The following is a 20722-nucleotide window of genomic DNA, read 5'->3' on the forward strand; positions in this document are numbered from 1 at the left end:
TTTTCGTTTTTTATATTTGGACCTTAAAATTTGAAAAGCCCTTTTCTACTCCGTTGTTATCAATTTCTTTTAATGCGGATGCCACTGCTTTGCTAAGACCATTTATTTTGCTTAGATCCTGATCCCAGAATTTTGTTTCAGAAAGCACAGCTTGTGCAACTTGGTCATAATCTCCGGATGCCCAGATGTTCTTTAATTGATCTTCGATCTCTTTATCGTCGTTCACGGGTAGGGGAGCGCTATTCCACGTACCTTTGTAGAATCTGATAAGACAGGCCATTGCATAGGTAAGGTGTGGTGGTAGTTTTTTCTTTTCTTTTTCATATCCGAGCAGACTCGGGAGTACGCGTACCTTGAATTTTGAGATGGAATTCAAAGCGATACTCGATAACATATGTTTGATAAACGGATTTCGGAAGCGGTCGAATACCTCACTGGCAAATTCTTCCAACTCCTTTTTGTCCATCTCTAAGGTATGAATTATCTCGTTGAAAACAGTATTTTTAACAAACTCTCCGGTAAACTCGTTGTCTATGGTTTCTTTTACTGTAGTGTTTCCGTATAATAATGAAAAAGGAACCATAACTGTATGCGCCCCGTTCAAGATTCTAACCTTTCGGGTACGATAAGGCTGCATATTGTCTACAATAAGTACATTCAAATCGGTTTTGTCAAACGGTAATTTAGCTTTTAGGGCTTCATCACCTTCAATAACCCAAAGGAAAAACTTTTCAGCCGTAACAATCAGGTTGTCTTTATAGTCGAGTTGTTTGTTGTAGGCTTCGATTTCATCTTTGGGATAACCCGGAACAATACGATCTACCAAGGTGTTGTGGAAGCTGTTATCATTCAACACCCAATTTTTAAAATCGTCTTCGAGCTTCCAATCACTGATGTATTTTAAGATAATATCTTTTAGCATATCAGCATTGTAATTGATCAATTCACATGGGATAATGGTAAGTCCTTTTTCCGAATCACCATTAAAATGCTTGTATCTTTCGTATAAAAACACCGTCAATTTTGCCGGAAAAGACGATGGTGGTCGCATATCCGGTCTGTCTAAAGCGTTATATGCAATACCTGCTTCCGTGGTATTTGAAATGACAAAGCTAAGCTCTTCTTCCTTGGCAACATCGAGATATTCCTGAAATTGAGCGTAAGGGTCAATTCCTTTAACAATACTGCTAATAAGTTTTTTTTCTTGTATTTCCTTTCCTTTTTGAATCCCTTTGATGAACAAGGTATAAAGACCGTCCTGTTGATTGAGTAGGTCGATCAAACCTCTGTCTATGGGTTGAACAACGGCAACACCGGCGTTAAAATCGCTCTTTTGGTTGAGGGTATGAATGGCATAATCGACAAAAGCTCTTAAGAAGTTTCCTTCACCAAACTGAAGTACTTTAATGGGGAGTTTATCGTTTATATTTGTATTTTTTCTGTTTAAGCTTTGCATTTTTTTTAATGTGATATAGTTGATTTTATTTTACAGTCCGAATACTCGTGGTAACCATAGCGTTAGTTGCGGAAAATAGGTGATCAAAAACAGGGCGAGAATCATAGCCACGAATAATGGTAAAAGTGGTTTTACTACTTTCTGAATAGTGGTATTGGCAATTCCTACACCGACAAAGAGGACAGAGCCTACGGGAGGTGTACAGAGTCCGACACACAAGTTAAGCACCATGATGATCCCAAACTGAATGGGGTCCATGCCCAATTCGGTTACTATCGGTAAAAATATAGGTGTGAATATGAGTACGGCTGGCGTCATATCCATAAAAATCCCAACAAATAACAACAAGAGGTTGATAATAAGCAGAATGATTATAGGATTGTCGCTGATACCGAGCAATACATCGCTCATACCTTGGGGAATGTTTTCAAACGACATTACCCAAGACATACTCATCGATGCACCGATAAGCAACATTACAATAGCAGTAGTCGCTGAAGAATCCAACAAAACTTCAGGCAGATTCTTAAAGGAAATTTCCTTATAGTAAAAACCGAGGAGTAGCGTGTAAAGCACTGCAATTGCAGAGGCTTCTGTAGCGGTAAAAATACCGGCAACGATCCCGCCAATCACTATGACCAATAAAAGTAAGCTTGGTAAAGCTTCCCAAAATGTTTTGATGACTTGTTTGAACGAACTTCTTTCCCCGACCTTGTATCCTTTCTTTTTTGCCCAAAAATAGGCCACGGTCATAAGGAACAGGCCTGTGATAATCCCCGGAATATAACCGGCCACGAAGAGTGCAGCAATAGAAACACCCCCACTGGCCAAAGAATAAACGATCAATACATTACTCGGTGGGATAATCAATCCGGTAGTAGCAGAGGTGATGTTCACTGCGACACCAAATTCTTTGGAGTAGCCTTCTTTTTCCATTTCAGGTCCGAGTATACTTCCCATTGCTGAGGCTGAAGCCATCGCCGATCCTGCAATAGCACCCATCATCATGGCGGCAATTACATTAATGAGTGCCAATCCCCCCGGGAGTGAACCTACAAGGGTTTTGGCAAAGGCAATAAGCCGGTGAGCAATCCCCCCTTTGTTCATCAATTGTCCCGAGAGGATAAAGAAGGGGATGGCGAGCAAGGCAAAACTGTCCAGCCCGGTAGCCATCCGCTGGGAAACGGTGGTAAGTGCCGGCATGGTCGAAATACTTACCAACATGGTTAATAGTGATGAGATGGCAATACTCCAGGCCACCGGTGTTCCGATAGCGAGAAGACATATAAAACTGAGAACTAAAACGAGTACGGGAATATATTCCATGGTGGTTATTTCTTTAAGAGGTCAGATGTTTTGTAAAATATGATAAGCAGTCCGCTAATAGGTAAAACGGTATATACTAATGCTAAAGGGACGTTCAAAGCAGGGGAGTGTTGCCCTAGGATATAACTAATATAGACCAATCTAATGCCGCCAATAACAAAGGCAAAAAGAGCAAAAAGAATGATCAGGATGTTAACGATCCTGTACAACAAGCGCTGTGTTTTGGTGTTTGCTTTGGAGGGGAGCACGTCAATCGCTACGTGCATATTCTTTCCGGAGACGTATGCAGCACCAAGGATACCTATCCATATCATTAAATAACGGGCCAATTCATCAGTAAAAGAACTGGGGGTTCCGGTAATATAACGGGTAAATACCTGCCATAACACGTTCACAACCATAACGGCCATGATAACAATCAAAACCCTGCCTAATATGCGGTCTACTTTTTCTCTAAGGTTCATAATTTATTTTGTTTGTTGGATTTGTTGAATAAGCGAATACATTTCTTCGTCGTCTTTGTATTGCTCATATATATTTTGAATTTTTTCAGCAAAAGGTTTTTTATCGGGATAAATCACTTCCACGCCTTCTTTTTGAACGGCTTCCAGCGCTTCTTTTTCAGAAATAGCCCAAAGTTCTCTTTGATAGGCTACCGATCTTTTTGTCGCTTCTTGTAGCCATTCTTGTTCCTGTGAACTAAGGCTGTTCCAGAATTGGGTGCCTACTACCAAAACATCCGGTAATACCGTATGCTCATCTATGGAATAGTATTTACACACCTCGTAATGACGGGAGAGGTAAAAACTAGGCGGATTGTTCTCGGCACCATCAACTACACCTTGTTGTAGTGAGGTGTACAGCTCCCCCCATGAAATAGGCGTAGGTGAACCTCCTAAACTGCGCACCATATCCATGGCGGTAACGCTTTCCATAACCCGTATTTTCATTCCTTTAAGATCCTCCGGCGTATTTATCGGTTTGTCTTTGGTGTAAAAACTACGGCTACCGGCATCGTAATAACACAGTCCTTTCAAACGGTATTTTTCACTTTCGTTCAGCAGTTGCTGTCCGATAGGCCCATCAAGGACATTAAAAGAATGTTGCTTGTTCCTAAAAAGAAAGGGGAGACCAAGGACTTTCATTTTGGGGGCGAAATTTTCCAATACGCCCACCGATACTTTGGTCATATCCAAACTGCCTATTTGTAGCAATTCCAGATTTTCCCGTTCGGAACCCAACTGTTGATTAGGATAAATCTTAACACTTAGTTTTCCTCCGGAAATCTCCTTGAGGTTTTCACCCATTTTCAACATGGCTTTGTGGACAGAGTGGTTGACATCCAATCCATGTGCCAACTTTATGGTTTTGTGTTTGCTCGTTTGATTACAAGCGGTACATGTGAAGAGTACTGCAATAGAAATGAGGAGGTAAGTGTAAGTTTTCATATTAGTTGATCTATTAAAGTTTAAGAGAAATCGAAATATTCCTTGGCATTGTTGTATGAGATGTCCTGAACCAATTTTCCGATCCATTCAATATCATTGGGAAGTTCTCCTTTTTCAATCTCCTCACCAAAGATGTTACATACAATGCGGCGGAAATATTCATGCCTCGGATAGGACAAAAAGCTTCTTGAATCAGTCAGCATGCCAATAAAACAACTCAACAAGCCCATATTAGACAGGGCGTTGATCTGCTTGGTCATACCATCCTTTTGATCCAAAAACCACCAACCGGAGCCAAATTGTACTTTTCCTTTTACCGATCCGTCATTGAAGTTTCCGATCATTGTCGCTATTACTTCATTATCAGCCGGATTCAGGTTGTAAATAATGGTTTTGGTGAGTTTGTCCTTACCGTCCAATGCGTTTAAGAACTTCGAAAGGTTTTCCGCTTGCGGATAATCCCCTATGGAATCCCATCCGGTATCCGGACCGAGGGTATCCAACATTCTGGTGTTGTTGTTTCTAAGAGCTCCTATGTGGAATTGCTGTACCCATCCAAAAGAATGATATTGCTCCGATAGGAATTGCAATACTGCGCTTTCAAATTTGAGTGTATCTTCTTTATTGATTTGTTGCCCTGTGATACGTTTTTTAAAGATAGCTGCTACTTCGGCTTCTTTAAAATCGGCATAAGGGATGAAATTCAATCCGTGGTCTGAAACCTTACAACCGTTATCGTTGAAATAGGTGATGCGTTGTACAAGCACATCCAACAAATCTTGGTATGAGTTGATGGAAATACCTGATACTTCTTCCAGATTTTCAAGATATTCCTTGTAACCTTCATTAGCGATCATAATAGCCTTATCCGGTCTGAAAGAAGTACTGATATGTGTTTTTAATCCATTTTCGGCTATTTTTTGGTGATATTCCAATGTATCTGTAGGATCTTCGGTAGTACACACTACCTCCACATTCATTTTTGAAAGAATATTTTGGCAACTGTAGGCATCAGAATTCACTTTTTCTGAAGCAGCCTTATAGATTTCACCGGCATTTTCTTCATTCAAAAGCTCATTGATGTCGAAATAACGGCTAAGTTCCATGTGTGTCCAATGATACAGTGGATTTCGCATGGTGTAAGGTACGGTTTTAGCCCATTTTTTAAACTTTTCTTCATCAGAAGCATTTCCGGTAATATATTTTTCATCAATACCAAGGGTTCTCATTGCTCTCCACTTATAATGATCCCCATAAATCCAGATCTGAGTCAGGTTTTCATAGACCTGGTTTTTGGCAATATCTTGAGGAGGGAGGTGACAATGATAATCGATAATTGGCATATTGCTTGCGTAGTCGTGGTACAGCGTTTTGGCATATTTATTACTAAGCAAGAAATCGTCATTGATGAATTTTTTTTGACTCATTTAATTGGGGTTTTTATTTTTCGTTTATCGGTTTTCCAATAGTTGCTAGGATACCGCCGTCTACATAGACCACTTGGCCATTGATAAAATCACTGGCTTTTGAAGCGAGAAAAACCGCTGTTCCAGCAAGGTCTTCAGGGTTTCCCCATCGGGCTGCAGGCGTTCTGTTGATGATAAAGTCGTTAAACGGATGTCCGTCCACACGGATAGGAGCTGTTTGTGAGGTTGCAAAATAGCCCGGACCTATACCATTGACCTGAATGTTGTATTTAGCCCATTCGGTAGCTAGGTTTTGCGTCAGCATTTTAAGTCCGCCTTTTGCTGCAGCATATGCTGTAACGCTATTTCGTCCCAGTTCAGTCATCATGGAGCAGATATTGATGATCTTCCCGCCTCCACGTTCGATCATATCTCTGGCCACCAATTGGGACATGATAAAAGCACCGACAAGATCAACGTCTATGACCCGCCTGAAATCAGAGACTTTCATATCTATGGCAAGTTCTCGTTTTATGATTCCGGCATTGTTCACCAAGATATCGATAGGGCCTTCGTTGTTGTATATTTCCTGAACCTTTTTGGCGGCTTCTTCCTCTTCGGTAATATCAAAAATATATCCCGAAGCTTTATAACCTTTGCCTTTGTAATATTCCAAAGCCTTTTTCAGCTTTTCCGGTGTTGTGCTACTAATTACCAATTCGGCTCCGGCATCAGCCAAACCTTCAGCCATGGCCATTCCCAATCCATGAGTACCTCCGGTGACCAAGGCTCTCTTTCCTTTTAAACTAAATAAATTCATGTGTTTAATTTTTTTTGCAATGGCCATAATATGCAAAAAAATTGTTGCACACATGGAACCGCTGCATTCCAGCCTGCGGCAGGCAGGTATTGATTAATAAAATTTATACTCGTTTCATTGTTTTTTATTTTAATTCGTCCGGTGCTACTACATCCATATCTCCATAATCCAGATTTTCACCTGCCATCCCCCAAATAAATGAATAGTTGGAAGTTCCGCAACCCGAGTGGATAGACCATTCAGGTGATAGAACCGCTTGATGGTTTTGCATGAAAATATGTCTGGTGTTTTGGGGCTCTCCCATAAAGTGACACACGGTTTGACCGTCTTCCAGATCAAAATAAAAATAGGCTTCCATTCTTCTGGTATGGGTATGGGCCGGCATGGTATTCCACACATTTCCCGGTTGTAGTTCGGTGACCCCCATTTGTAGCTGGCAAGTCTCTACAATGCTGTTGACCAATAGTTTATTTAAAATTCTTTTGTTGGCATACTTTTCATCACCCAACTCGATGATCTCGGCATCCTCACGTCCCACTTTTTTAGTTGGGAATTTGTGATGTGCCGGTGCAGAGTTGATATAGAACAAGGCTTGTTCTCCTTTGGCGGAAGCAAATGAGACATCTTTACATTCTTTTCCTACGTAAAGCGCTTCTTTTTTATTGAGCTCATATTCCGTTCCGTCTACGGTTACAACTCCTTTTCCACCTACATTGATAACTCCTAGTTCTCTTCTGTCAAGAAAGTTCTCTGATTTCAAATGATCAAAAGTTTCCAGTTTAAGTGCCTTTTTTACAGGCATTGCACCACCTACAATATAGCGATCGTACATGGAATATGTAAGTTGTATTTGATCTTCTACAAAAGTGGGAGGTAAAAGAAAGTGCTCTCTTAATTCCTGTGTTCCATAATTTCGTGCATCCACAGGATGTGATGCATATCTAAAATCTACGTTTGTCATAGTTAAAATGGTTAATTGTAATCGATTACACAAATATATATTAAAATTCTTAGAATTTGCAAATTATCAAAAAAAGCTCACTTTTTTTATTTAATCGTACTTTAATTTATCTATAAAGCAGTGATGTTTATAAAGAAATAGGGGAATGCATGGTGTTATTAATAAGATAATTCCTTATTTGATAGGTAAGTGAATGTCTAAAAATCAAAACATAATGGAAATCACTGGCTTAAAATCTTAAATTATGCAGATTCTATAGGTGAAATGTGAAGGTCTTTATAGAAAGATTGTGACTTTTATTGGTTTTCTGTGTCTTAATAACTAAAAGCATAAGGTTCAGACGTTATTGTCTTGCTGATGACAAGAATAAATATCATATTCGCGCTGGTTAAAAAAATACCAAGGCTCCCCCCTAGTTCTTCTGGATATATTTTATAGACCTTCCACTTATGCTTTTTTATGTAAAAATCAATTGTACAATTGATTTGGCTTAAACCCGGCTATCAAGGGTTAAGATGTTTATTGCACTTTTAAATAAATACAATGCATTGTAAGCAATATCTGTATTTTGTAAATAAAAAAAAATCATATGTGTGTTGATTCAGTAAAGATACTTATAGTTGAAGACAGTCAGTTGACCATAAAAATACTGGAGCATATACTGTCCAAAGAAGGTTATCGGCTTACTATAGCAAAGGACGGTTTACAAGCTATTGAGATTATTCCTGAGCTACGTCCGGATATTGTACTTACCGATGTGCAAATGCCATACAAGGGAGGTTTTGAGGTTATTAATTTTGTTAAACAGTATTATAAGGAGATCCCTATAATGGTTGTTTCTGCATATGGTGATGACGAGGGGACTATTACAAAGGCCTTTGACTTAGGACTTGATGATCTGATCTCCAAACCCTTTAACCCCAAGGAATTATTGTTGAGAATTAAAAGATTGCTGATTAATAAAACAATTTTATAACATATGAGTATTATAGAACAGATATTGAAGTTTTTTACCATTCCATTGTTGTCAACTTCATTTTTGTTGTTATTCTTTATATTATTTATAAGTAGGATATTATTTGAAAAACAACAACGAAAAAAAAATGCTGTAGGGGATAAAATAGATACTTTTTTGATTACCCATGTTTTTGGGTTTGATGATTCTGATCCTTTATTTATTGAGCATGCCAAAACACTTACTTCTGAAATACCGTTTAATGAAAAATGGTGCAAAGAATTCTTTATCACGAAATTGATCAATCTTAAACATGATGTTAAATCGGCTTCTTTTCAAATATTAAAACTATACGAGGCTTTGGACTTATATAAACACAGTATTGAGTTGATAAGAAATAGGAGATGGTACCAGAAAGGAATTGGTTTTTATCACTTTCAGGCTTTAGGGTTTACCTCTGGAATCAAGTATATAAAACCGTATATGCACCACAAAAATGAAAAATTACGTTCCAATGCCTACACAGCTCTGCTATATTTAACAGAGGAGCCTATGGATTTTCTTTCGGAATATCACCGTCCCATACTTAAGGCCAGTGAGCATAAGGTTATCAATATCCTGTATGAGAAAAAACCAACCTTGCCCTTGCCAGGAAATATTGACCAATGGCTGGAGGTGAAAAATGAATCTATAGTAAGATTGGGGATAAAGATCATGGTGTTCCACAATTATATAGGCGCCTCAGAAAAATTAATAGCCTTGTTGGCTTCTCCAAATCGAAGTATACGAAGGGAAGCTATAGAGGCTATAGAGGAGCTTTACCTTTTTGAAGCAGAAAATGATGTGTTAGAGCTGTTTAAAACCAGTACATCCAAAAGAGAGCAGAAACTGATTTTAAATACATTAAGTGTTATAGGCTCAAAACTTACTATTAATTTTATTGCAGACTTGCTTAAGGATCCTTTGATTACTAGTGATATTAAGTTGCAGGCGGTAAAATGTATAAAAGAACTCGATGCAAGCTATCTGAATACTCATTCTGAATTAAGGACTTCTGAGATTGTTAAGATGGAGCTGCATACGCAAAATTTTTTGGTAGTATGATAGAGGATTTTTCTGGAACATTCTTAAATGGCTTTAATAATTTTATCGCTGTATATTACAGTATCTATATACTCATTTATTTGTTTTTAGCCATACTCTCTGTCGTTGCCATTAAAAAGTATGTGAATGCTAAACACTTTCTTCCCGAAAGAGTACTTACCGCTACCAAACACACTAAGGGTGTCTCGGTTATCGCTCCGGCATATAATGAAGGGAAAACAATTATCTATAATGTAAAATCCTTGCTGTCTTTAAACTACCCCAAGTTTGAGCTGATCATCATTAATGACGGAAGTGAGGATGATACTATGGAGAAGTTAATAGCGGAATTCGACCTGGTCAAAGTAAGTTTCTACTATCAGGAAGCGATTAAGACCAGACCTGTAAGAGGTCATTATAAATCCACCAACCCGATATATTCAAATCTTATTGTGGTTGACAAAGAAAATGGCAAAAGTAAAGCAGATGCTTCTAATGCGGGTATAAACACTTCACAATATCCATTGTTTATATGTACTGATGTGGACTGTATCTTACAAAAGGATACCATAACAAAACTGATAAAACCCTTTGTGGAAAACAAAAGGAAGGTGATTGCTACGGGTGCAACCATACGTATTTCCAATGGTTCAGTGGTAAAAGAAGGTTATTTACTGGATATGCATTACCCCAAAAGATGGTATCCTCGGTTTCAGGAATTAGAATACGTACGCACTTTTTTATTTGGAAGAATGGCCTGGAGTCAGATCAATTCACTTTTATTGGTCTCTGGGGGATTGGGGATGTTCGATAAAGAAATTGTCGTTGCGGTAGGGGGGTATTGGGATCAATCTCTGGGAGAAGATATGGAATTGATTACCCGGATGCGAAAATATATGCACCAGCAAAAACAAGATTTTCTTATAAAGTATATCCCAGAATCCTTATGTTGGACAGAAGTGCCGGATACCAGAAAGATCTTTATGCGACAACGAACAAGATGGGGTAGAGGTCTGATACAAACCCTCTCAAGACATAAGGAAATTTTACTGAACCCTAAATACGGTAGGACGGGACTATTTGTGTTTCCATACTATTTCTTATACGAATTTTTGGCTCCAATTATAGAGGTTATTGGACTCCTAGTGATTGTTATTCAATTTTGTTTTACAGATAATATTACCAATACATTTATTTTTTGGGTGACAGCATCAGCTTATCTTTTTTATATTAACATAACCATGCTAGCCATATTGATCGATGAACTTTTGTATAAGAGTTATGCCAGCACAAAGGAAATTCTGACCCTTGTAGGGCTTGTTTTGGTAGAACCTATTGTGTACCATCCGGTGAATATATATGCCGTTTTAAAGGGATACGTGCATTTCTTTATAAGGAAAGAGAAGAAATGGGGTAAAATGAACCGAAGAGGATATCAAACCGAAAATGCACTTTAAGATGAAGAAAATGAATTTCAGTTATATTGTTTTACTCCTGACAATCTTTCTGCTTACCTATAATTCAGTACAGGCTCAAAAGCTTATTACGGACAGCTTGCTGGTTGAAGTTATCGATCAGGTGCGCTTGGAAAATTACACCAAAGCAATCAAGATGGCACAACAAGGTATTGAACATGCCCCTGATTATTTGGACTTTCATTTGTTTTTAGGCAGATCTTATCAAATGACAAAACAAATAGATACTGCACGTTACTATTTAAATCATGTCATAGAAAAGAACAAGAACTACAAGGCTTCTTTTACTTATCTGATTAATTTGGAGTTGGAAGCAAAAGCATATAAGGAAGCTTCCAGGGTGATTAATTTAGCCATAGCTGCACATCCTGAGGATAGAGAGTTTGCTTTAAAAAAGGCTTTAGTCTATCAATTGCAGAAAGATATTGGCAGTGCTATTAAATATTTAAAGGAATTAGAGGGGAAATATCCAAAGGACGCTGAAATAAAACAACAACTGGTGCTACTGGAGAGTAAGTTAAGAAGCGACCGTATAGGCTTCGGTTATACACTAACCTCAATAGACCGGGATCCGGTAGGGCCTTGGCATCTGGGAAGTGTGCACTATATCAGGGAACGCCATTGGGGTTCTTTAATTGGAAAACTCAATTATGCCAATAGAATGAGCGGAGGAGAAAGCCTGAAAAATGGATGGCAATACGAATTAGAGTCTTATCTTTTTATGGGTAAACGAGGCTATTCTTATGCCAATATAGCTTTTAGTGATGCCCCAGTATTTCCACAGTGGCGTTTTGGTTATTCTTATTACCACAACTTACCAAAAGCCTGGGAAATAGAGATAGGGGGGCGATATACTAAGGCGGAAAATGTTTCCTTTGCTACCGGGGTAGCCGGAGTTGGAAAATATATAGGATCTTCTTGGATCAACCTTAGGGGCTATTTTATGGAACTTGATAAAAAGTGGTACCCGGCCTTAACCTTAACTACACGTTATTACTTTGATACTAGGTTTGATTATGCTACCCTCATTGCGGGTTATGGAACCACACCAGACGATAGAAGTGTTCAGGGATTAATAGACCAACGCCTTTCACTACTTTCTTATCGGTTTGGAGGAGGCTACTATAGAATTTTTAACAGACGCTATATAACAGGAGTTCAGCTGATGTATAACAACCAAGAATATATACACGATAAGCGACAAAATGAAGTCGAAGTTTTCTTAAGTTTGCAATATAAATTCTAAAAAATGAATTTATGTTTTGTAAACATTTATTTTTAATTGATAACTGTTGAACAGAGCGTTTTGATGTGAATTGCTACTAATCAGTGAAATATGGTTGAATTAAAAAAAATAAGTAACTTTCAGCATTTTGATATGTCTAAAATAATTGATGATGTTATGGCTTTAAACCTATCTTGAAAATATTTTGACTGGACCGATAAAAAGGAATGATAATAAAATGGATGATGGAGAATTGGTTGCAAAAATCGTTGCAACCAATAACACGCATTTGTTTTCTATTCTGTATGATAGGTATGCTGAGATAGTTTATCACAAATGTTTGAGTTTTTCAAATTCTGTTGAAGAAGCTCAAGATCTGACCCACGATATTTTTGTCCAACTCTTTATAAAACTTAGAAGCTTTAAGGGAAAATCCAAATTTTCAACTTGGTTGTATTCGTTTACCTATAACTTTTGCGTAAATTATGTGCAGAGAAATTTAAAAAAGCGAAGAGAAAAATTTGTTTCTACGGAGGACACAACGCAAGAACCGTATCAGGAAACCGAAATAGATGACAAGAATATATATGAGATGAAATCGGAAAAATTGTCAAAAGCATTGAAGCTTATAGAACCGGCTGATAAAATGGTTTTGATGATGAAATATCAGGATGATATGTCGATTAAAGAAATCCAAAAAGCATTGGATATAGGTCTAAGCGCCACTAAAATGCGTTTGAATAGGGCAAAGGGACGTTTAATAGAAATTTACAATACATTGTAATTATGGACAATCCGTTTAAAAAGATCATACATAATGAGAAACTTCCAGAGACTTTAAAGGGGAAAGTAATGGAGGATGTAGATTTTATTAAATTATCCCTGGATGTGGCCGATTTGTTCGTGATCAAATATCCGGACACCTTAGATAACATAATGAATATTAGAAAAAAGAAAAATAAATAAACAAACAAGCTTAAAAATCATGGAGACAACCTTTGACCTAAAAATATTGAATAATTTATACGAAGATTTTATTGAAATCATCCCGAAGGTATTAGGAGTAATTGCTTTTATCATTATAAGTTATTTATTGTTGAAACTAATTCTTTTCTTGGTTCGTAAATCACTGAAATTGACTAAATTAGATTCATTATTATCAAAACTAAATGATAAAAACCCAATTTTCAGTACATCTTCCAAACTACAACCCACAAAGATTATTCTGATGTTTGTGAAATGGTTTCTCATTTTGATCTTTATTGTGGTAGGTGCGGATATTTTGGGGCTGACGATGGTATCTAATGAAGTTTCCAAGATTATACAATACCTTCCTAAACTGTTCACTGCTGTTTTGATTTTCTTTATAGGAACCTATGGGGCGGTGTTATTGCGCAAAACTATTCAATCTGCTCTTAAATCCATTGATGTGAATGGTGCTAAGGCAATAAGTCTGATTGTTTTTTATTTTGTTTTTGTCATGGTGGCGATTATGACGTTAAACCAAGCAGGAATAGATACAGAAATTATCACTAAGAACCTTTTCTTTATCATTTGTGCTTTTTTAGCAGCATTGACTATTGCTTTAGGATTAGGATCCAGGGATGTTGTCCTTCGTCTTTTATTGGGCTTTTATTCTCGAAAGAATTTTCCGATAGGCAAACGAATAAAATTCGATGACGTTGAAGGAGCCGTTATCGCTATTGACAATATATCGTTGGTGTTGGAAAAAAACGATGGAAAGAAAATTGTAATTCCTATCAAAAAAATTGCGAATAAGCAGGTGGAAATCATAGATTGATTCCACAGACATACTCATAAATTATATAGGCCCAAGATGGAATAATCACCTCTTGGGCCTATTTTTTTTGAAAATTTTTAGAAGTTAAATAATTGCTTGTCAATGAATTGAAAGTAAAATCATTAAAAACTAAAAAAATATCAATTAAAAAAGTGACCTTTTAAAAAAAGAGGTGTCTTAAATAATAGAAACACAAATCTATCATAACACACAATTTTATGATCATTCTTTTGGAATACATCATTCTTGCAATTGGTTTTTTGGTTTTAATTGTTTTAATTTTTTTGGGTTTGATTAGTTGGTTAGATTATAGGAAATCAAAAAAGGAATATTGGAAAGCAAATGATGAAAAAAAAGATATCCATTAGAGGGTTTATTTAGGTAGGTTGGTTGTAGGTTCCTTTTGGAATCTCGATTTAAATGTTGAGGCTGTCTTGAAAAAGGCAGCCTTCTTTTGTTTGGCCATATGAAAATCAACGGATGATTTATTACCTTACGTCACTTAATCATTAACCTATAATATTATGTTAACCATAAAAGTAAAGTCTGTGTTTGTTCTGTTAGTCGCTATTGTTTGTTTAGGGTTTTCAAAAGAAGTATTAGCCAACGATATTTATCAAATAAAAATATATCATTATTCAACAAGCGAACAGGAAGCTGTATTGGAAAAATATTTAGAGACAGCCTATCTCCCTGCATTACACCGCTTAGGAATCTCCGATGTTGGTGTTTTTAAGCCTGTTGAGGTTGAAGAAGAAAAACAATTATATGTTCTTGTTCCGTTTTCCAATCAGGAACAACTTTTTGGATTGAAAGCTGAATTAGCCAAAGACGAAGAATATTCATCTACGGGTAAAGATTATCTGGAAGCAGCACACGATAACCCGCCCTATGACCGGATGGAAATCATTTTACTCGATGCTTTTTCAGAGCAACCACATTATCAAACACCTAAACTCTCATCACCAAATGCTGAACGCATATATGAATTGAGAAGTTATGAAAGTGCAACGGAAAAACTTCATGTCAACAAAGTAGAGATGTTCAACGAGGGTGGGGAAGTAGCGCTATTTGAAAAATTAGGTTTCAATGCGGTATTCTACGGAAGGGTTATTGCCGGAAGTCATATGCCCAATTTGATGTATATGACAAGTTTTGAGAATATGGACGATCGCAATAAGCACTGGGAGGCTTTTGGAGGTGACCCGTTTTGGAAAGAACTTTCAGGAAAACCCGAATATCAAAACAATGTATCGCATATCGATATCACCTTTTTATATCCAACAGAATATTCTGATTTGTAAATATATGATACAAGGTTGATTTGTCTAGGGGAAATATTTTACCTAAAAATCTTCTTATGTGATTAAATATTCCGCCCCGCCTAGGGCGGGCTTAAACACATTTGCAGTCTATTTTTTACTATTAATATTCCAGTCCTATGGACTTTTAACCCGTTAGGGGTGAAGTATTAATAGTAAAGGGTGTGTAAAAGGTCTTTTAAGCCCGCCCTAGGCGGGGTGGAATAAATTGATGTTAATATAGCCTCAAAACCGATTCATCCAGATTTAATTGTACAATGTGTTTGCTCTGTGATTTGTCCATAAGATCCACCGGGAAACAAAAACTATATGTATCTTTGCGGCATGATAAAAAGTGAGGTTTTAGCAAAGGTAAATGCAGGCGAAATGTTGCCGTTGATGGAGGAGTTTTACACCATTCAAGGGGAAGGTTTTCACAAAGGAGCGGCTGCTTATTTTATCAGGATTGGCGGTTGTGATGTGGGATGCCATTGGTGTGATGTAAAGGAAAGCTGGAACGCAGAGACGCATCCGCCAACGGATGTAAAAAGCATCGTCGAGAATGCAGCCAAATATTCCGATACCATTGTGATCACAGGAGGGGAGCCGCTAACGTGGGATATGAGCTACATTACCTCTGAATTGAAAAAAAAAGGACTTAAAATCCATATTGAAACCTCTGGCGCTTATGATCTGACGGGGGAGTGGGATTGGATATGCCTTTCACCCAAAAAGATAAAACTGCCCAAAGCGGAAATCTATAAAAAAGCACACGAACTTAAAGTAATTGTTTACAATCAACACGATTTTAAATTTGCTGAAGAGCAAGCCGAAAAAGTGAACGAAGATTGTATTTTATACCTACAACCCGAATGGAGCAAACGCGAAAAAATGATGCCTGAAATCGTAGATTATGTGATGAAGAATCCGAAGTGGAAAGTGTCGCTCCAAACCCATAAGTATTTAAATATTCCGTAGGGAAAACCTCAAAAAAGGATGGTTTTTCCGCACATTGTCTTAAAAAACGAATCAGCTTATCGTGATTGTTTGTTATGTAAGTGACCAGATATTCATTGCCCTTAATAAACAAACAAAAGAGTGAATAAAAACAATTTTTTACTAATACGTTTTAGTAAATCTGTATTGTTTAACATTTCTGCAACACTTTTTTTTCTATCTTTAGTCGGTAAGCAAGTAAATCTATAGATGTTTTTGATTATTTGACTATCAATTAAGTATATGTAAATCAATACTTTAATATATAATTATGGAAGAAAAACACCAGAATGAACAATCCAAAATTACTTCAAGGAGATCATTTATAAAAAAGGGAGCATTGGCTTCTTCTTTTTTGATTGTACCTAGGCATGTACTAGGAGGTGTAGGCTATATGGCGCCCAGTGATCAGTTGAATATAGCGGCTATTGGTGCCGGAGGAAAAGGACATAGCGATATTGTAAATGCTTCTGTTAACGGAAGGGAAAGGGTAGTGGCTCTTTGTGATGTTGATTTTTCAGGATCGGCAATGCGTACAGTAGAGAAATTCCCAAAGGCAAAGCTATATGCCGATTTCAGGGAAATGCTCGATAAAGAAAAAGATATCGACGCAGTTACCATTTCAACTCCGGATCACGTTCATGGACCGGCAGCTGCGTATGCGATGGAAAGAGGAAAGCATGTGTATGTACAAAAACCGATGACCCATAATATTCGCGAAGCACGAATGCTCACCGAAATGGCAAGAAAGCAGAAAGTGGTTACCCAAATGGGGAATCAAGGAGGGTCTAATCCGTTACTGAATATGGTTCAGCAGTGGGTGGATTCAGGAAAACTTGGAAAAATAACCAAGGTACAGGTATGGACTAACCGTCCCGTTTGGCCACAAGGTTTTGCCATGCAGGATCCGGATCCTTCCAAAAAACCGGAAGCTCTCAATTGGGATCTATGGTTAGGACCGGCTAAAGAAACACCTTATGTTCCGAATATCCATCCGTTTAACTGGAGAGGATGGTGGGAATACGGTACCGGAGCTTTGGGGGATGTGGGCTGTCACTTGATCGATATTCCGTTTAGGACTTTAGACTTGATGTACCCGAAATCAGCTGAATGTAGTGTAGGGTCTGTGTATACTCAAATGTGGACACCGGATTATCACCCAGAAGGTTGTCCGCCCTCATCGTTTATCAGCTTGAAATTTGACGCCACTGATAAAACCAAGTCACCAATTGAAATGACATGGAGTGATGGAGGTATTCGTCCGTCACATCCGGATATCATCCCGGCAGATAGTGATATAGGTGGACAAAACAGTGCCAATGGCGTATTGATCATCGGAGAAAAAGGAATTATTTCTACCAATATCAACGATAGTTCGCCCCTGATGCCGAAGTTATATCTTAATGACGGAACGACAGAATTTGGTCCTGAAACGGAAGAAAATGAAGAACCGGAATACGGACATCAGCGTAAATGGGTTGATGCTTGTAAAACTGGATTCGGAAGTAAGGAGCATCAAGGATTGACTTCTTCATTCGATTATGCCGGCCCGATGACGGAAACCGTGCTTATGGGGAACCTGGCCATCCGAAGCTATATGTTGAGAAAAGAGAGCAGTAAAGGACAAATGGAGTTCTACGGACGTAAGAAATTGCTATGGGATGGTAAAAATATGAAAATTACCAACTTTGAAGACGCTAATCAGTTTGTAACAAGAGAATACCGTAAAGGCTGGGAAATGTAGTTCTTACGGTAAGATAGTAAAGAGACCTGACAGGTTTCAAAAACCTGTCAGGTCTTTCATTTTTCCACATCATTCCATCATAAACAGGGCGTTGACAAAAAACAGCTTTCCGTTTTCCCAAAAAGCCCGGAATAGTGGATTGTCCACCAGATAAACAACTGTTCCGCTTCCCATGCTTTCTGTACCGAATATAAGGCTGTTGGCCTGAAGTTTTTTCGCATTGCTACCGGCAAACCCTGCAAGGGGTTCAGAAGTATCTGCAATATAAACCGCATTTCCGTTTTTTAGGTATGAATAAGCGTTCCCACTGAGTTTTAAGGTGTAATATGTGTCTTGATAACCGTAAGCCAATGGATGTGTGACATCAACTTTTGCTTTGTAAATAGCCCCGGTGATCATGTTTTTGATGTATTCACGCGAACTCGAAGCATAAGGCTCCGGTTTTTGAATGCTGTCCTGTTTCTCCCCTTCGTTTTCTTGTTTGCTAAGTCCAAAATCCTCGTCAGAGTCCAAGCTGGAAAGGGTTCTTCCAATTGCGATCAATTTTCCTCCTGAACGCACCCATGTTTTAATTTTCGACAATTGTTCCTTTTTTATGTTGTTTGATTCTGGAAGAATGAGAACATCATATTCCGATAGGTCAACACGATCAAAATAATCGTCATCTAAAACCGTAAGCGGGTAGTGTAGTTGTTGTTCGAAAAAGTGCCATACTTCGCCAAAATTCAGGGTGGAAACACTTCCTCCCGATAAAGCAGCGACTTTAACATCAGAAATCATATTTACAGAACTCGAACCAAAATCCTTTCCGCTATCTACAAAACCGGTAGAGGTTGTTGTTAGCGTTTTACGGTGTGCAGTTGCTAGATTGTTTAGAATGCTGTTGAGGTTTTTCAAATGGGTGTTGTCTCCTTTGGTGATGATCAAACTCCCACGATCAAAAGATTTTCCGCTTACCTCAAAATTTTCTTGGGCATAGCGAACACGAACTCCTTTTTTTATCAGACCCGTAAGAAAACGGGCATCGTCCATACTGTTCCAATCGGTAACATAGGCATAAGCATCATTCGAAATAACCGCTTTTGAATAAACTGGTGCTTCCGCATTGGCGCTCACGAGATTTTCTGAAGCCACGGCATTCAATCCATATGCATAGGGTAAAGACCAGGCCGTAATGTCATAGGTAAGTGAATCGCTCAACTTGGTTTTGGGTTCAAATAAAACTTTTACCAAGTTAGCTTTGGGTTGGTCGGTACTAATGACCAATTTCGAGTCGTTACCATCAAGAGATCCACTTTTTCCACTGTCATATTCATAACCTCTTGCATTGTATGAGGTATATCCGTAACTGATTTTATGAGCGTCCAAAAGTTCAGTCAGGGCATGAAGTTTGTCTGTATTTCCCGAAAGCACATAACTCTTGTATTTAAAATCCTTGTTGTTGTAAAACTTATCAAATTCCGCTATCAATTTTGAAGCGTTATTCGAAGCCATTTCAATTGTGGAAAGTCCTGTGGTGTAATGATGCGCAATTCGGTCTTTTAAGGTTAGCGTGTCACCATTGGCAATTTTCACACCCAATCCGGCACGGCCGCTACCACCTTGTTCATAGGTCATTCCAATCGCCCCGTTGTAAATAGGGTAGGTGTCGCCATAGCTGGGGTACAGCAGGTCAAAAACCTCTTTGGTAAAATAAAACCAGCCTTTTTCATCAAAATATTTGGCGTGATTCTTCCCGATGGATACCTGAAAATCCCGTTGCCATTGGGTAATCACTTCGTGCATAGGCTCTGCCGCCGGTGCAAAATAATACGGATTGTTGATGCCCTGTTCGTGAAAATCCACGTGGATATGTGGTAACCATTCGTTGTACAGGGTCAATCGTTGCTTACTCTCTTTTTGGGTCACCCAAGCCCAATCACGGTTCAAATCAAACATATAATGATTAGAACGTCCCGAAAGCCAGGTTTCGTGATGTTCTTTAGAGTTTACATCAACATTATATGGCGTGTTTTTAAAACTGTTGTACCAGTTAACATAGCGATCTCGTCCATCTGGATTGATACACGGATCAAAAATCACCACTGTATTTTCCAACCAGTCTTTTTTATTGGTCACTACCTCATAAATAGTCTGCATAGAAGCCTCGGTGCTCACACTCTCGTTGCCGTGTACGTTATAGCTCAGCCATACCAAGGCCTTTTCAGGAATGTTCCCCTCGGTAGTGGATCGTATGTGTTCCTTACGGATGGACTCCAAATTGTTCATATTCTTAGGTGTAGAAACAAAGGCCACCAGTAATTCCCGCCCTTCGTTGGTCGTTCCGTAGGATTTGATTTTAATTATCTCCGGCAATTCCGAAGCTAGATATTTGTAGTAATCAACAACCTGATGATGCCTCGAAAAATTCGTTCCGAGTTCGTGCCCTAAAAACTCCGAAGGCGATTTAACGCTCTGTGCAACAACGCAAAACGCCATAAAAAAAGTAGCAAAAAAAAGTCTAAACTTCATATGATTTTAATTGAATTAGCAGGTCTAAACTACAAATAAAATCCGTTCTCTTTATATCTTAGAACAATTCTGTCCTAAATAAATTTTTATCTGTTCATTTTTTCCATTGATGAAAAAACGAACCAAAAAAATCTAGGCTGACGATAAAAACATAAGAAAATACTACGGAATCCCCAGCCACAGATAAAAATAACTCATTCCGCCTTAGGGCGGA

18 protein-coding genes are annotated in these 20722 nt (G+C 38.2%); 10 read left to right on the forward strand and 8 right to left on the reverse strand.

What is annotated here, in order from left to right; genetic code table 11:
• Positions 1-10: 10 nt before the first annotated feature.
• The 7 genes from OOZ15_RS00475 to kduI all read right to left on the reverse strand — a co-directional run bounded on the left by OOZ15_RS00475 (position 11) and on the right by kduI (position 7417).
• Positions 11-1456 (reverse strand): tagaturonate reductase, encoded by a 1446-nt coding sequence (locus tag OOZ15_RS00475; protein ID WP_265953669.1) that lies wholly within the window; start codon positions 1454-1456, stop codon positions 11-13.
• 30 nt (positions 1457-1486) lie between these two features.
• On the reverse strand, positions 1487-2782 hold the full coding sequence (locus OOZ15_RS00480; protein WP_265953671.1) for a TRAP transporter large permease: 1296 nt from the start codon (positions 2780-2782) through the stop codon (positions 1487-1489).
• 5 nt (positions 2783-2787) lie between these two features.
• Positions 2788-3246 carry a TRAP transporter small permease gene (locus tag OOZ15_RS00485; RefSeq protein WP_265953673.1) on the reverse strand — a complete coding sequence of 153 codons (459 nt, stop codon included), beginning with the start codon at positions 3244-3246 and terminating at the stop codon, positions 2788-2790.
• 3 nt (positions 3247-3249) lie between these two features.
• Positions 3250-4230, reverse strand: coding sequence for a TRAP transporter substrate-binding protein (locus OOZ15_RS00490; RefSeq protein WP_265953674.1), 981 nt, complete (start codon positions 4228-4230; stop codon positions 3250-3252).
• 20 nt (positions 4231-4250) lie between these two features.
• The gene (gene uxaC, locus OOZ15_RS00495) at positions 4251-5657 is read right to left on the reverse strand and encodes a glucuronate isomerase (protein WP_265953676.1); all 1407 of its coding nucleotides are present in this window, start codon (positions 5655-5657) and stop codon (positions 4251-4253) included.
• A 13-nt stretch (positions 5658-5670) separates the two neighbouring features.
• Positions 5671-6456 (reverse strand): gluconate 5-dehydrogenase, encoded by a 786-nt coding sequence (locus OOZ15_RS00500; protein WP_265953678.1) that lies wholly within the window; start codon positions 6454-6456, stop codon positions 5671-5673.
• A gap of 124 nt (positions 6457-6580) precedes the next feature.
• Positions 6581-7417 carry a 5-dehydro-4-deoxy-D-glucuronate isomerase gene (gene kduI, locus OOZ15_RS00505; RefSeq protein ID WP_265953680.1) on the reverse strand — a complete coding sequence of 279 codons (837 nt, stop codon included), beginning with the start codon at positions 7415-7417 and terminating at the stop codon, positions 6581-6583.
• Between the two features lie 589 nt (positions 7418-8006).
• Between kduI and OOZ15_RS00510 the strand changes: the two genes are divergently transcribed.
• The 10 genes from OOZ15_RS00510 to OOZ15_RS00555 all read left to right on the forward strand — a co-directional run bounded on the left by OOZ15_RS00510 (position 8007) and on the right by OOZ15_RS00555 (position 17997).
• Complete coding sequence (locus OOZ15_RS00510) at positions 8007-8393, forward strand: response regulator (RefSeq protein ID WP_265953681.1); 387 nt, start codon at positions 8007-8009, stop codon at positions 8391-8393.
• Between the two features lie 3 nt (positions 8394-8396).
• Positions 8397-9476: a HEAT repeat domain-containing protein gene (locus tag OOZ15_RS00515; RefSeq protein WP_265953682.1), complete on the forward strand. Its 1080-nt coding sequence runs from the start codon at positions 8397-8399 to the stop codon at positions 9474-9476.
• The gene (locus OOZ15_RS00520) at positions 9473-10912 is read left to right on the forward strand and encodes a glycosyltransferase family 2 protein (RefSeq protein WP_265953683.1); all 1440 of its coding nucleotides are present in this window, start codon (positions 9473-9475) and stop codon (positions 10910-10912) included. Before OOZ15_RS00515 ends, OOZ15_RS00520 begins: the two co-directional genes overlap by 4 nt.
• 1 nt (position 10913) lies before the next feature.
• Complete coding sequence (locus tag OOZ15_RS00525; protein ID WP_265953685.1) at positions 10914-12176, forward strand: YaiO family outer membrane beta-barrel protein; 1263 nt, start codon at positions 10914-10916, stop codon at positions 12174-12176.
• A 217-nt stretch (positions 12177-12393) separates the two neighbouring features.
• Complete coding sequence (locus tag OOZ15_RS00530) at positions 12394-12939, forward strand: RNA polymerase sigma factor (RefSeq protein WP_265953687.1); 546 nt, start codon at positions 12394-12396, stop codon at positions 12937-12939.
• Positions 12940-12941: 2 nt separating this feature from the next.
• Entirely contained in the window at positions 12942-13121 is a 180-nt protein-coding gene (locus OOZ15_RS00535) for a hypothetical protein (RefSeq protein ID WP_265953689.1), read from the forward strand.
• Between the two features lie 46 nt (positions 13122-13167).
• The gene (locus OOZ15_RS00540; RefSeq protein WP_265953691.1) at positions 13168-13956 is read left to right on the forward strand and encodes a mechanosensitive ion channel family protein; all 789 of its coding nucleotides are present in this window, start codon (positions 13168-13170) and stop codon (positions 13954-13956) included.
• Between the two features lie 524 nt (positions 13957-14480).
• Positions 14481-15260: an NIPSNAP family protein gene (locus OOZ15_RS00545; protein WP_265953692.1), complete on the forward strand. Its 780-nt coding sequence runs from the start codon at positions 14481-14483 to the stop codon at positions 15258-15260.
• 342 nt (positions 15261-15602) lie between these two features.
• Positions 15603-16235, forward strand: coding sequence for a 7-carboxy-7-deazaguanine synthase QueE (locus tag OOZ15_RS00550; RefSeq protein WP_265953693.1), 633 nt, complete (start codon positions 15603-15605; stop codon positions 16233-16235).
• Between the two features lie 289 nt (positions 16236-16524).
• Positions 16525-17997, forward strand: a complete 1473-nt coding sequence (locus OOZ15_RS00555) for a Gfo/Idh/MocA family protein (protein WP_265953694.1) — start codon at positions 16525-16527, stop codon at positions 17995-17997.
• Between the two features lie 69 nt (positions 17998-18066).
• Here the strand turns inward: OOZ15_RS00555 and OOZ15_RS00560 are convergent, their stop codons facing one another.
• Positions 18067-20508: a M14 family metallopeptidase gene (locus OOZ15_RS00560; protein WP_265953696.1), complete on the reverse strand. Its 2442-nt coding sequence runs from the start codon at positions 20506-20508 to the stop codon at positions 18067-18069.
• Between the last annotated feature and the right edge of the window lie 214 nt (positions 20509-20722).

Source organism: Galbibacter kalidii (assembly GCF_026241135.1).
In the GTDB taxonomy this organism is placed as follows: Bacteria; Bacteroidota; Bacteroidia; order Flavobacteriales; family Flavobacteriaceae; genus Galbibacter.

Bases quoted from the DNA above. Each gene is read 5' to 3' on its own strand.
- OOZ15_RS00475 (WP_265953669.1), bottom strand. From the start codon at position 1,456: ATGCAAAGCTTAAACAGAAAAAATACAAATATAAACGATAAACTCCCC.
- OOZ15_RS00480 (WP_265953671.1), bottom strand. From the start codon at position 2,782: ATGGAATATATTCCCGTACTCGTTTTAGTTCTCAGTTTTATATGTCTT.
- OOZ15_RS00485 (WP_265953673.1), bottom strand. From the start codon at position 3,246: ATGAACCTTAGAGAAAAAGTAGACCGCATATTAGGCAGGGTTTTGATT.
- OOZ15_RS00490 (WP_265953674.1), bottom strand. From the start codon at position 4,230: ATGAAAACTTACACTTACCTCCTCATTTCTATTGCAGTACTCTTCACA.
- uxaC (WP_265953676.1), bottom strand. From the start codon at position 5,657: ATGAGTCAAAAAAAATTCATCAATGACGATTTCTTGCTTAGTAATAAA.
- OOZ15_RS00500 (WP_265953678.1), bottom strand. From the start codon at position 6,456: ATGAATTTATTTAGTTTAAAAGGAAAGAGAGCCTTGGTCACCGGAGGT.
- kduI (WP_265953680.1), bottom strand. From the start codon at position 7,417: ATGACAAACGTAGATTTTAGATATGCATCACATCCTGTGGATGCACGA.
- OOZ15_RS00510 (WP_265953681.1), top strand. From the start codon at position 8,007: ATGTGTGTTGATTCAGTAAAGATACTTATAGTTGAAGACAGTCAGTTG.
- OOZ15_RS00515 (WP_265953682.1), top strand. From the start codon at position 8,397: ATGAGTATTATAGAACAGATATTGAAGTTTTTTACCATTCCATTGTTG.
- OOZ15_RS00520 (WP_265953683.1), top strand. From the start codon at position 9,473: ATGATAGAGGATTTTTCTGGAACATTCTTAAATGGCTTTAATAATTTT.
- OOZ15_RS00525 (WP_265953685.1), top strand. From the start codon at position 10,914: ATGAAGAAAATGAATTTCAGTTATATTGTTTTACTCCTGACAATCTTT.
- OOZ15_RS00530 (WP_265953687.1), top strand. From the start codon at position 12,394: ATGGATGATGGAGAATTGGTTGCAAAAATCGTTGCAACCAATAACACG.
- OOZ15_RS00535 (WP_265953689.1), top strand. From the start codon at position 12,942: ATGGACAATCCGTTTAAAAAGATCATACATAATGAGAAACTTCCAGAG.
- OOZ15_RS00545 (WP_265953692.1), top strand. From the start codon at position 14,481: ATGTTAACCATAAAAGTAAAGTCTGTGTTTGTTCTGTTAGTCGCTATT.
- OOZ15_RS00550 (WP_265953693.1), top strand. From the start codon at position 15,603: ATGATAAAAAGTGAGGTTTTAGCAAAGGTAAATGCAGGCGAAATGTTG.
- OOZ15_RS00555 (WP_265953694.1), top strand. From the start codon at position 16,525: ATGGAAGAAAAACACCAGAATGAACAATCCAAAATTACTTCAAGGAGA.
- OOZ15_RS00560 (WP_265953696.1), bottom strand. From the start codon at position 20,508: ATGAAGTTTAGACTTTTTTTTGCTACTTTTTTTATGGCGTTTTGCGTT.